This is a genomic window from Gordonia amicalis, from assembly GCF_022059885.1.
Lineage (GTDB): Bacteria > Actinomycetota > Actinomycetes > Mycobacteriales > Mycobacteriaceae > Gordonia > Gordonia amicalis.
Window position 1 is genome coordinate 2082579 of the sequence record NZ_CP091855.1, and the last position, 12772, is coordinate 2095350.

Sequence of the window (12772 nt, forward strand, 5' to 3'; positions counted from 1 at the left end):
TACGCGTGCCAAGCGGGTCATCAAAGCGAGGTACGACCAATGTGCAGGCCTTCTGTCCTTGTCGGCGGAGACGTATGTCGACTCTGATGCGGAAGCGGCCGTGCGCATCGCGGGCGTACCCGATATCAACCCCGGCGGTAGACGGTAGCTGTCTATGGTCACACCGGGCGAGGTGCTGGGTTGGAAGATCGACGGCATGCGAGACGTGTCCACTCGAGCCGCGGAGATTGCCGACGCGTTGGTCGGAACGTCGAAAACCATGCGAGACACCATTTATGAGCTGGCCTGGAGAGGGGATGCGCGGACAGCGGCCGAAGACAGGGCCGAACGTGAGCGGGAGCAGATAGCTGAGGTGGCGGCTGCTTACGACGCTCTTTCCTCCACGACCGCAGGCACGCTCGCGGCGATGTCGCATCCGATATCGGAGATCAGATCTATCATTCAGAATTACGTCGTTCCCCCGGTGGCCCTGTCCGATTCGTGGGTGGTGGACGGTGTCGATGACTGGAACTCCGAAGCAGGACATCAGCTGAGTCGATTGGGGGGTTTGGTTTCGACGCTCGGCGATGCCGACGAGACCTGGGGGGCCAGAATTGCCGAGGCGAACCAGACCCTCTCGACGATGGCACCGGAAGAAACACTCGCATCTGCTCTTGCGGTGATCGAAGATTCGAATCGTCAGAGCTCCCGCGCGGACCCCGATCGGTTACGCGCGTCTGCGGCAGCATTCGAACGGATATTTGGGCGCGACCCTTCGAGTTCGGTCGACTGGAAGACCGCAGAAGCACTGAATCCGCGAAGTTTCGATCCCAAGTATCAGGGTGTCGGACCTGCAATCAAAGTGGCGCGCATCGAGCCGGTCCCGGGGCAGGGCGTCGTCCGCGCGGCTTTCTACATACCTGCAGCCGAAGTGTTCAACGTTCCGGTCTACGACCTCGGTGACAATCGAGCAGAGGACCCGGACTTCGATCCGGAACACGCACGGGTGGTCACGTACGTGGACTATGAGAACGGCCTGATCATCACACGCCAGAATCCTTCGGTGGATACCACCGGAGAGGTTCGGGTCGGTGAACCCGACGTCATCGCGCAGCAGCGCCCCGACGGTTCGGTCATGATCCAATACGATGCTGTGAATCCATTCGCGCCGCCAGGTTCCTCGATCACGGGACACACGGTCAACGGCACCATCGTCCTCCAGCCGACGAGCGGCAACCCCGGGACGTCTCGGATCATTGCGGGTGGCGAGATCACCGATTATCCGTCAGTGGAGATCTACCAAGACAATTCGGCCGGAAAGTGCCGACCGGTTCTGATCGATGCGGCCGACTCCGGCGGTCCGGCGGGCCCGTTGCTCAACTTGCCGGGATTTCACGAAGTCGGCGGGGGGGAAAGCCATGATGGAGCCCTTCAAAGCCGACTTCGACGACCCGGACTGGGAACGGAACAGACCGACGGATCTCGGGGACCCGGACGATCCGCCCACAGTGGTCGTGGTGCGATAGTGTCACGGCCGATGAAACTCTCCGGACTCCTGGCAGATCCCCGGTTCTGGCAGACTGCGACCCTGGCCACGCCCGTCTCGATGGCCGCGTCGATCTTCGTCTTCGTGGCGTTCGCAGGCGTCGCCGATCTTGTTGACTCGTCGTCGGATGCGTCCTCAGGCTGGATGTTCGGTATCGCGGTCGGTGCTCTGATCGTGATTGCCTGCCTGCTGGGATTACGCCGGACTCCCCGGAGTTCTGGAGCCGCTTGCGGTGTGGCGGTCGCAGGACTTCTCGTGGGATACGTGGGGCTGGTGGCCGGGTGACGGCCGCGCAGTCGAAGTATCGCCGTGACGACTGGTTCGGACCGGAGTCATTCGGTGCGGTGGTGATCGGCCTGTTCCTGATGTCCTTGCCCTACACCGGATTGGCCCCGCGGGAAGCGGTGTGGTTGATCGTCACGCCACCACTCGCGGGTATAGCCCTCGTCGCGCTGAGCGCGACGCCGGTTCGAGGTACGCGTACCGTCCGACGCGTCGGAACAGGCCTCCTCGCGGCGGGTGCCGGAGCCATCATCTCGATACCCGCCCTTGTGGCCGGGGCTGCGCTGGGATCGGCCATCGCGTGAACAGCGATGCGCACCGGATGACGGTGTGGGTGAACACGGCCGGTGGTGCCCGTTGCCCATCGTGTGGAAGATGGGGGACATGACCGAACTCCTGCCCCTGGATCCCGACCAGCTGCTCACGACGACGCGCTCGGTGCGCAAACGCCTCGACTACAACCGCCCCGTCCCCCTCGACGTGGTCAAGGAGGCGCTCGAGGTCGCATTGCAGGCGCCGACCGGGAGCAACAGCCAGACCTGGCACTGGATCGTGCTGACCGACCCTGAGCTCAAGCAGAAGGTCGCCGACTACTACGCGCAGTCCTTCTCCCACTACTACGCCGCCCAGCAGCCGCGCGACGAGACCGGCAAGCGGGTCGCGTCGAGCGCGCAATACCTCGCCGACACGATGGGTCAGGTTCCGGTGCTGGTCATGGGTGCCATCTACACCGGCGGTGACCTGCCCGAGGGCAACCAGGCCGGCGTCTGGGGCTCGCTGCTGCCCGGCGCCTGGAGCCTGCAGCTCGCCCTGCGCGCCCGCGGCCTGGGCTCGGCGTGGACCACGCTGCACCTCGCCCACGAGAAGGAGATCGCCGAATTGCTCGGCATCCCGGCGGGCATCCACCAGGGCGTCCTGCTGCCGGTGGCCTACTACACGGGCACCGACTTCAAGCCGGCTCCGCGCAAGCCCCTCGACTCGGTGCTTCACATCGACGGCTGGTGAGTAGAGTGCGGATCACCATGTCCGCAACGAGTGACACACCTCCGGTCGAGGCGGGGGTCGTCCCCCGCCCGCCGACGCGTCGCACCCAGGCCAAGGCGGCCCGCCGCGCCGAGCTGCTCACCGCGGCGGCCCGGCAGATGGCCGAACGCGGATTCGCCGGGGTGCGTCTAGAGGACATCGGGCGCGCGGTCGGGGTGAGCGGGCCCGCCATGTACCGGCACTTCTCGTCCAAGACCGAACTACTGGACGAGATGCTCGTCGACATCAGTCAACGGCTGCACGACGGCGGCGCCGAGGTCGTCGACCGCGGTGGACCGCCGTCCCAGACGTTGTTGGCGCTCATCGGTTTTCACATCGACGTGCTCGTCACGAAACCCGATCTGATCGTGGTCCAGGACCGGGACCTGTCGTCGACGACACCCGAGGCCAATCACCGGGTCCGACTGCTGCAGCGGCGATATGTCGAACGCTGGGTCGACGTCGTGATCGCCGTCTACGAGGGGGAGGGCCGCACCATGGACCGGGCCGAGGCCCGCGTCCGCGTGCACGCGACGTTCGGCCTGCTGAACTCCTCACCGCGGTTGCCCGACTACGACGAGACGCAACTGCAGCGTCTGCTCACGGCGATGGCCTTGGCCGCGCTCGGCTGCCGGGTCTGATCAGCGGAGCTCGCGGCGCAACACCTTGCCGGTCGCGCTGCGCGGGAGGGCGCCGACGATCTCGATCTCGCGCGGATACTTGTACGCCGCCATCCGTTTGCGGCAGAACTCGATGAGTTCGGTCGCGCTGACCTCCGCGCCCGGTTGCAGGGCGACGTAGGCACGCGTCGACTCGCCACGGTAGTCGTCGGGGATCCCGACCACCGCCGTCTCGCGTACCGCCGGGTGTGATTGCAGCACCTGTTCGATCTCGAACGGCCAGATCTTGTACCCGGACGCGTTGATCAGGTCGTTGCTGCGGTCGATGACGTAGAACCAGCCGTCGGCGTCCATGAATCCCACGTCGCCGGTGCGCATCTCGCCGTTCATCAGTGCCGAGCCGCCATCGTCGACCTGGCCCCAGTAGCCGGCGGCGATCTGCGGTCCGGCCGTGACGATCTCACCGAACGTCCCCGGTGGCACCGGGTCCCCGTTCTCGTCGACGACCCGGGCCGTCGTGTCGAAGATCGGCAGACCCACCGAGAGAGCACCGGTTTCGGGGTCGACCGGCGCGAGGACACCGGGCGGGACCATGTGTGTCGGCGACGTCGACTCGGTCTGGCCGTACACGTTGTGGATCATCCCGCCGAGACGTTCGGCGACCCGATCGGCGACCTCGGGTGGTACCGGTGCGCCACCCGAATAACGGAGGCGGAGTGAGCTGAACGCGTCGGGCGACGCGTCGGGGTGATCGGCGAGCGCGATGTACGCGGTGATCGCGGCGACGGAGAAGGCCGGACGCCAGACGCGCACGGCGTCGAGGACCAGACCGGCGTCGAAACGGTGGGTGAGGATGACTGGCGATCGCAGGGACAGCGCCAGCATCACCGAGCCCACCAGCCCGGTGACGTGGAAGACCGGCGACATGCACAGGATCGGTTCGCCGGACTCCAGACCGGTCCAGTCGCGATATGCCTGCGCGCTGAACGCGAGATTGCGGTGCATCAGCTTGGCGCCCTTGGGCGGACCGGTGGTGCCCGACGTCGGAGCCAGTACGGCGACGTCGTCCGGTGCGGGCACGTGCCGACTCACCTCGCGCGAACCCGTGGCGATCAGGTCGAGGAGTTCGACGGTCCCGGCGGCGGCCGGTACCCGGGACACCTCGAACACGCGCCGGATATCGTCGTTGCCGGCGAAGTCGAGCGGGGAGACGGTGATGACGAGTCCGATGGACCCGGTCACCGCGATCTCATCGGCCACCTCCGCATGCAGGTTGTCGAGGACGAGCAGCGCGCTCGGCGTGAAATCGTCCAGCGCCCTACGGAACTCGGAACGCTTGTACATCGGACTGATGAGCGCGGCGACGCCACCCGTCTTCCAGGCCGCGAGAAGCCCGAGGACGATCGACGGTCCGTTCTGCACGGCGATGCCCAACCGGTCGCCGGTCGCGAAACCGTGTGCCTGTAGAGCGTGCGCGAGGGCGTCGGATGCGGCGTCGAGGTCGGCCCAGCTGAGGGTCGCGCCGAAGTAGCGGATCGCCGGACCGTCCGGCGCCGCCGCGAGGGCCGCGTCGAACATGTCGAGCGGGGACCCGAATTCGACATCGAGGTGCTCGGACAGTCCGGACGGGTAGTGGGCCAGCCAGGGACGGCTCTCGTAGGCGTTCATGCGTAGGTGCGTTCGGCGTGACGCGCGGGAAGCGACAGGTTGTGGACCACGAGACGAGTCTACGAAAAACAGGCGGCTCCCCATAAGCTGTTCAGCGTGGTCGAACAACCGGTGACCGACAGCGGCGCCGCCGTGCGCGAGTTGCGCAAGCAGGCGGGCGTGACGCTGCGCGGACTGGCGGCCGGTATCGGGGTGAGCGTCGGGACGATGAGTGCCATCGAGAACGGCAAGGTCGGGCTCACCGTCGACCGCCTGCGCGAGATCGCGCAGTGCCTGGACGTGCCCGTCGCCCGTTTCCTCGAGCCACCGGGATCGGCGAACACCGCCCCCGAGGGAGACCCGGCGGACTGGCGTGTGTTCACACCGCTGACGCTCGACCCGGTGCTGGAGTCGGCGATCGACGTCTTCGAGGAACTCGGCTACCACGGCGCGACGATGCGACTGATCGCCGCCGGAGCCGACATCAGCGTCGCCGGGATCTACCACCACTACCCGAGCAAACAGCATCTGCTCGTGGCACTGGTCAACATTGCACACGCTGACCTGGCGCAACGCCTCGACGCCGCCGGTGACGGCGTCGACGCGGTGACGGCCTTCGCGAACATGGTGGAGGCGCTGACCCTGTTCCACGTCGAGCGACGCGCGCTGGCGCTGGTCCTGGCGACCGAGCTGCGCCGCCTCGAGGAACCCAATCGGACGCACCTGCAGGCGTCGATGGCGCAGATCGAGGGGCGCCTCCTCGATACGGCTCGACGCGCCGCCGACCTCGGCTCGTTCCGGTCCGGGGACCTGTCGGTGGCGACCAAGGCCATCGTCACGATGTGCATGGCCGTTCCGACCTGGACCGACGACGCCGACGCGGTGCAGGGCCGTCGTATCGCCCGTCAGTACGCGAGTCTCGCGCTCGACATGGTGGGCTTCCACTCCGGCCACTAGGTGTCCCCAACTCGTCGTCGTGCATGCCGGGAGACACGCCCCGGTGGGTGAATGTTCAGTGTTCCTGAACTCACCGTCTGTACTGGGCTTTCCCTCTCTTCATTGACAAACCCTGAGACATCACGGGTTTCGCCTCTTGACGGCGGTGTGATCGGGTGCGATGCTCGTCACAATGAACTTCCCGAGCGATCGCTCGAAAAGTTCAGTCCGCAACTTTCAGTTCGCGACCCGGAACCCCCGGTTCCGCTCAGGTTCGAATCAAAGGAGATGAGATGACCGAGATCGCCGCGCCGTCCATGGGAGACCTGCTGGGTGCCGACACCCCGTCGAACTGGGGCAAGTGGGGACCCGACGACGAGGTGGGCGCGCTGAACTACCTCGATGCGAGCGAGGTACTGCGCGGTGTCGGGCACATCAAGTCGGGTGAGACCTTCACCCTCCAGATCGAGATGGGCCGCAAGGAGAGCCCCGGCGACCCGCTGTGGCCGGGGCGCGAGGGCATCAACCGCACCAACATCCTCGACGAGTCGTCGTGGGACGGTGAAGGCGCGCCGCAGTTCCCCGGTGGTCTGCACTACGCCGACGACACCGCGAACATCTTCCTGCAGGGCTCCACGCAGTACGACGCCCTCGGTCACGTCTGGTACGACGGCAAGCTCTACAACGGCTACGACGCCCGCAGCACCGTCGACGCGCTGGACAAGGCGTCCGTCCTGCCGATCGCCGAGAAGGGTGTCGTCGGCCGTGGCGTGCTGATCGACATGGCCCGCTACCGCGGCAAGAAGTACCTGGAGAAGGGTGAGACCTTCGACCACAACGACCTCGAAGCCGCCGCGGCCGCACAGGGTGTCACCATCGAGCCGCACGACGTCCTGATCATCCGCACCGGATGGCTGACCTACTGGTACGAGCTGAACAACCCGGAGGAGTTCTACGACGGCTTCTGCGAGCCCGGCCTGACCTACTCCCGTGAGCTGGTGCAGTGGTTCCAGGACAAGGAAATCCCGAACCTGGTCACCGACACCATCGCCAACGAGGTCACCACCGATCCGGAATCCGGTGTGGCACTTCCTCTTCACAACGCCCTCATGCGCAACCTGGGTGTCGTGTTCACTGAGATCGTCTGGCTCGAGGAGCTCGCCGAGGCGTGCGCGGCCGACAACCGCTGGAGCTTCCTCTACGTCGCGGCTCCGCTCAAGGTCGTCAGCGGCACCGGTGCACCGGTGAACCCCGTCGTCATCCGTTGAGCAACAACCTGAGTCATTCGCTGAAAGAGGAACGTCAGACATGAGTGTCTACGACGAGAAGGTGTGGCTGCGCCACTACCGCGAGCAGGATCTCGCGCCGCGGACCATCGAATTCGACACCGCGCTGGAGATGTTCGCGGCCACGGTCGCGCGCAACCCGGAAGCCGACCTGATCCGCTACTTCGACGGATCGATCACGGCCGGTGAGCTCGACGAGCTCACCGACGCGTTCGCCGTCGGCATCCTGGATCTCGGGTTCACTCCGGGCGACCGTGCAGTGGTCTATGCCCAGAACATCCCGCAGTTCGTCATCGCGCAACTCGGCATCTGGAAGGCCGGCGGTATCGCCGTTTCGGCCAACCCGATGTACCGCAGTCGTGAACTCGCCGAGATCCTCGTCGATTCCGGTGCGACCGTGCTGGTCGCGATGCAGCAGCTGTACCGCGACGTCGCGCAGGAAGCATTGCACGACAACGAGACCGCGGTGCGGACCGTGATCACGACCTCGGAGCTGGAGTACCAGAGCGCGAACAGCGGAACCCTGGCCGGGGTCGAGAAGATCGAGTGCCCGGACACGGTGGACCTGGCGTCGATGCTGGCGAAGTACCGCGGTCAGCGGCCGCCGAAGGCCGACCTGACCGGCGACAGCGTTGCGTTCCTGACCTACACGTCTGGAACCACCGGGCCGCCCAAGGGCGCGATGACCACTCATCGCAATGTGGTCTTCAACGCGCAGACCTACCGCGACTGGGTCGGCGTCGATGCCGATGACGTGATCCTCGGTGTGGCACCGCTCTTCCACATCACCGGTCTCATCGCGCACATCGCACTCGCCGAGCTGACCGGTGCGCCGCTGGTCCTGATGTACCGGATGGACCCGGCGGACACCATCGCGACGATCGCGCGGGAGAAGGCGACCTTCACGGTCGGCTCGATCACGGTGTTCATCGCGCTGATGAACGTGCCGGACGTCGACCCGGCGTCGCTCGCGAGCCTGTCGAAGATCTACTCCGGCGGGGCGCCGATCCCGCCGAGCACGATCGCCGAGTTCCAGCAGCGGTTCGGGCACTACATCCACAACGTGTACGGCCTGACCGAAACCACCTCGCCGTCGCATGCGGTTCCGTTCGGGGTCACGGCCCCGGCCGACGAGGAGACCGGCGCCACCTCGGTGGGAGTTCCCGTCTACGACACGATCGTCCGGATCATCGACGAGCAGGGCAACGACCTGCCCGCCGGCGAGGTCGGCGAGCTGGTCACGGCCGGACCGCAGGTGGTCGCGGGCTACTGGAACAAGCCGGAGGCCACCGCCAAGGGCATCCCGAACGGCACACTGCACACCGGCGACGTCGGATACATGGACGCCGAGGGCTGGTTCTACATCGTCGACCGCAAGAAGGACCAGATCAACACCAGCGGTTTCAAGGTGTGGCCGCGCGAGGTCGAAGACGTTCTGTACGAACACCCGTCGGTTCGGGAGGCGGCCGTCATCGGTGTGCCGGACTCCTACCGCGGCGAGACCGTGAAGGCGTTCGTGAGTCTGCGACCCGGCACCGACGCCACGCCGGAGGAGCTGATCGATCACTGCAAGACGCGGATGGCGGCGTACAAGTACCCGCGTCAGGTCGTGGTGATGGCCGACATCCCCAAGACGGCCACCGGCAAGCTGCTGCGTCGCGAACTCCGGACGGTGTCACAGTGATTCGTCCGGATCTGACCGTCCGCACTCCGGCCGAGACCCTCGACCTCCGGCCGTCGGCGAGGGCGCTCGAACTGCGGGATGAACTCATCGCGTTCATGCACTCCGACGTCTTCCCGGCGGAGGAGCGCTATGAACACGAGCGTGGTTTCGCCGGCCCCGACGACCACGACGTCCCGGCGGTCGTCGAAGAGCTGAAGCAGAAGGCGCGGGCGCGTGGGCTGTGGAATCTGTTCCTGCCGTCGGAATCCGGGATCAGCCAGCTCGACTACGCCGGTCTGGCGGAGATCACCGGCTGGAGTCTGCATCTGGCTCCCGAGGCGATCAACGGTCAGGCGCCCGACACCGGCAACATGGAGTTGCTGCACCTGTTCGGCACCGACGAGCAGAAGAAGACGTGGCTCGAGCCGCTCCTCGACGGCACGATCCGGTCGGCGTTCTCGATGACCGAGAAGGACGTCGCGAGTTCCGACGCGACGAACATCGAGACCAGCATCGACCGCGACGGCGACTCCTACGTCATCAACGGCCGGAAGTGGTGGACGAGTGGCGCGGCCGACCCGCGCTGCAAGCTGCTCATCGTGATGGGTAAGACCGATCCCGAGGCCGCAACCCATCGGCAGCAGTCGATGGTGCTGGTCCCGATCGACACCCCGGGAGTCACCGTGGTGCGCGACGTGCCGGTGTTCGGTCGTCACGACCAGCACGGCCACGTCGAGGTCGTGTACGAGAACGTCCGTGTCCCCGTCGAGTACCTGCTCGGTGAGGAAGGCGCCGGATTCGCCATGGCGCAGGCGCGACTCGGGCCGGGTCGCATCCACCACTGCATGCGCGCGCTGGGCGCCGCCGAGCGAGCCCTGCACCACCTGGTCCAGCGGTCGAAGGGGCGCGTCGCCTTCGGTAAGCCGTTGGCCGAGCAGGGTGTCGTCCAACAGCAGATCGCCGAGTCGCGCATCGCGATCGACCAGGCGCGCCTGCTGTGCCAGCTGGCCGCCAAGACGATCGACGAACTCGGAAACAAGGCTGCCGCACCGTATGTCTCGGCAGCCAAGGTGTCGGTGCCGCGGGTGGCGCTCGAGGTCATCGACCGTGCGATCCAGGTCCACGGTGGCGCGGGTGTCAGCGACGACGTGCCACTGGCCGCGATGTACGGATGGCACCGCGCGATGCGCATCTTCGACGGTCCCGACGAGGTGCATCTCCGCACGATCGCCAAGTCGGAACTGCGACGCTGACCGTTCCCGCGTAGCCGTTTCCTTCTCGCAGCGACTGTTTCCTTCCCGCCTATTGGATCTGACAGGCGGGAGGGAAGCGGTCGCGCGGGAACGGGCGATGTAGATCCGCCTGTCGGGTGAAGCTGTCGACGCCATCGTGCGTGGAATAATCGCTATCGAGAAGCGCTCACCCGCAACGTTTTCCGAGGGCGATCGTGCCGACTACGAAACCGAACTCCTCACCCAAGCCCTGTCCGGTGCCACACCTGCGGAGATCCAAAAACACGCGCAAACGATCGGCAACACTATCGCCGACGAGAAGGGCGGCATCCCCGCCTGCGACGACCGAGCCTCGGACACCCTGTCGCACCACCTGACTGACGACAGTCGCGTCGAGATCCACGCCAACGTGACCCAGGCCGTGGGTGAGAAGTTCATCGCCATGATCGACGAACGCTCCACCCCGCGACCCGAACCCGACGGCAGCGAGGACCGATGATCGCCAGGCCAGCGTCGTTCCGACGCCCTCGACACCATCGGAACACCCAGAACCCAGACACTGCTCACCATTCCTGCCGACGGCAGCAATCCCGCGTTCCTGCCCTGGACCGGGTCGACAACCCAGGCGACCGCGAAACGACTGTCGTGCGACGGAACTCTGACCGAGATCATCATCGACGGCGAGACCGTGCCCCTGGCCATGGGCCGCGAACGACGACTGTTCCCCGCCCACCTGCGTAAGGCGATCATCGTCCGCGACGTGTCATTTGCCACCGTGAAGGGACCACCTGGGCTGATTGTTTGCCATAGGGATGGGACCACCTGGATTGCCAGTTATGGGACCACCGGCGCGTCGCGCTGGTGGTCCTTCATTTTGTCCGTTGACTCGGCCGTGACGATGTTCACGGAAGGGGCCGACGGCATGGGCTACCGGGAGGTTGCAGTGGAAGAGATCAGAGAAGTCCTGCGGTTGTGGTTGGGCCTTGCGGTGGGGTTACCGGCGCCGGGTCTGCGCACGATCGCCGCGCGTGCGGGTGTCGATAGGAAGACGGTGCGACGCTACATCGCGGCGGCGCAGGCGGCGGGGTTGACGCGCGATGTCGGTGCGTCGGCACTGACCGATGAGTTGCTCGGTGCGGTGGTGGCCGGGGTGCGTCCGGCGCGGCCGAAGGGTCATGGCCAGGCGTGGGAAGCGTTGGTGCCGTTCAGCGAACAGATCACGCAGTGGGTGAGGGGAGGAACGCCGGAGAATCCAGAACCGTTGACGGTGACGAAGATTCACATCCTGCTGGCCCGTCAGGGGTGTGTGGTCCCGTATCGGACGCTGGTGCGGTTCGCGACCGAGTGCTGTGGGTATCGCCGCACCACGACCACGGTGCGGGTGGCCGATGGGGATCCCGGGGTGGAGTGCCAGATCGACTTCGGCTACCTCGGGATGCTCGATGATGCGGCAACAGGTAAGCGCCGCAAAGTGTTCGCGCTGGTGTTCACCGCCGTGTACTCGCGGCACACGTTCGTGTGGCTCTCACACACCCAAACCCTGTCAACGATCCTCGAGGGCTGTTCAGCGGCGTGGGAGTTCTTCGGCGGCGTGTTCGCTGTGATCATTCCGGACAACATGAAACCTATTGTCACCCAAGCAGACACCCTCAATCCGAGGTTGTCTCGGGGCTGGTTGGACTACGGCCAGCATGCCGGGTTCGTCACCGACACCGCCCGAGTCGCCACACCAACCGACAAGCCGCGGGTAGAACGCACCATCCACTACGTGCAGAACAACTTTTGGGCCGGTGAGCGATTCTCGAGCCTGCCCGATGCCCAGGCCGCCGCGGTGGCGTGGTGCCAGAGCACCGCGGGGCTGCGGATTCACGGCACCACCGCCGCCGCGCCAGCGGTGCTGTTCGACACAGACGAGCGCGCCCACCTGTTACCGATACCGGCCGACTACGACGTACCGATCTTCAAAACTGTCAAGGTGCACAGAGACTTTCACGCCTCGGTCGGCAAAGCACTGTACTCACTGCCCGAAACCTGGATCGGCTCGACACTGGACGTTCGCCTGGACAGCGAAGCGGTGAAGTTCTATCACCGCGGCGAGTTGGTCAAGCAACACCCGCGCCAGCCCGCCGGTGGGCAGAGCACCGACCCCAACGACTACCCCGCAGACAAGGCCGCCTACGCGCTGCGCAACATCAGCAAGCTGCAGGCCACCTGCGAGCATCACGGCCCCCATATCGGGCTCTACGCGGCCCGTATCGTCGACGACCCGCGCCCGTGGTCTCGGGTGCGGGCGGTGTACACCCTGCTCGGCCTGGTGCGCACCTACGGGCCCGGACCTGTCGATGCTGCCTGTGCCACCGCCCTGGAGTTCGATGTCATCGCCGTGCCCAAGATCGCCTCGATGCTTGAGCAGGCCACCGAGAACACCACCCCGGACATGCCCGTGGCCGCCGGGTCGGAATCGTCTCGCTTTGCCCGCGACCCCTCCGAATACGCAACCAACAGAACACAGTTGACACTTGTTCCTAACCCCGACAACACCATTCAGGAGTGAACCG

10 protein-coding genes and 1 pseudogene are annotated in these 12772 nt (G+C 65.9%); 10 read left to right on the plus strand and 1 reads right to left on the minus strand.

The features are described 5' to 3' along the window. Nucleotides 1-154 precede the first annotated feature (154 nt). The 4 genes from IHQ52_RS09610 to IHQ52_RS09625 all read left to right on the plus strand — a co-directional run bounded on the left by IHQ52_RS09610 (nt 155) and on the right by IHQ52_RS09625 (nt 3471). Nucleotides 155-1810, plus strand: coding sequence for a WXG100 family type VII secretion target (locus IHQ52_RS09610; protein ID WP_238064217.1), 1656 nt, complete (start codon nt 155-157; stop codon nt 1808-1810). Then, a complete protein-coding gene (locus IHQ52_RS09615) occupies nt 1807-2112 on the plus strand; it encodes a hypothetical protein (protein ID WP_006436142.1) in 306 nt (101 codons plus the stop codon). Before IHQ52_RS09610 ends, IHQ52_RS09615 begins: the two co-directional genes overlap by 4 nt. A gap of 79 nt (nt 2113-2191) precedes the next feature. Further along, nucleotides 2192-2812 (plus strand): nitroreductase family protein, encoded by a 621-nt coding sequence (locus tag IHQ52_RS09620; protein ID WP_238064218.1) that lies wholly within the window; start codon nt 2192-2194, stop codon nt 2810-2812. 17 nt (nt 2813-2829) lie between these two features. Continuing rightward, nucleotides 2830-3471 (plus strand): TetR/AcrR family transcriptional regulator, encoded by a 642-nt coding sequence (locus tag IHQ52_RS09625; RefSeq protein WP_238064219.1) that lies wholly within the window; start codon nt 2830-2832, stop codon nt 3469-3471. On the opposite strand, the gene IHQ52_RS09630 is transcribed toward IHQ52_RS09625, so the two are convergent. After that, nucleotides 3472-5118: a class I adenylate-forming enzyme family protein gene (locus tag IHQ52_RS09630; RefSeq protein WP_238064220.1), complete on the minus strand. Its 1647-nt coding sequence runs from the start codon at nt 5116-5118 to the stop codon at nt 3472-3474. Between the two features lie 96 nt (nt 5119-5214). On the opposite strand from IHQ52_RS09630, the gene IHQ52_RS09635 reads away from it, so the two are divergent. From IHQ52_RS09635 to istA, 6 genes and pseudogenes are all read left to right on the plus strand, one after another. Beyond that, nucleotides 5215-6054: a TetR-type transcription factor C-terminal domain-containing protein gene (locus IHQ52_RS09635; protein WP_024499986.1), complete on the plus strand. Its 840-nt coding sequence runs from the start codon at nt 5215-5217 to the stop codon at nt 6052-6054. Between the two features lie 272 nt (nt 6055-6326). Then, nucleotides 6327-7301, plus strand: coding sequence for a cyclase family protein (locus tag IHQ52_RS09640; protein WP_006436147.1), 975 nt, complete (start codon nt 6327-6329; stop codon nt 7299-7301). A gap of 40 nt (nt 7302-7341) precedes the next feature. After that, nucleotides 7342-9003, plus strand: a complete 1662-nt coding sequence (locus tag IHQ52_RS09645; RefSeq protein WP_238064221.1) for a class I adenylate-forming enzyme family protein — start codon at nt 7342-7344, stop codon at nt 9001-9003. Further along, nucleotides 9000-10235, plus strand: a complete 1236-nt coding sequence (locus tag IHQ52_RS09650) for an acyl-CoA dehydrogenase family protein (RefSeq protein ID WP_238064222.1) — start codon at nt 9000-9002, stop codon at nt 10233-10235. Before IHQ52_RS09645 ends, IHQ52_RS09650 begins: the two co-directional genes overlap by 4 nt. A gap of 106 nt (nt 10236-10341) precedes the next feature. Then, nucleotides 10342-11022 (plus strand): annotated as a pseudogene (locus IHQ52_RS09655) (13E12 repeat family protein); the annotation flags it as partial. Between the two features lie 90 nt (nt 11023-11112). After that, nucleotides 11113-12768: an IS21 family transposase gene (gene istA / locus IHQ52_RS09660; RefSeq protein WP_232513133.1), complete on the plus strand. Its 1656-nt coding sequence runs from the start codon at nt 11113-11115 to the stop codon at nt 12766-12768. The last annotated feature ends 4 nt before the right edge of the window (nt 12769-12772 follow it).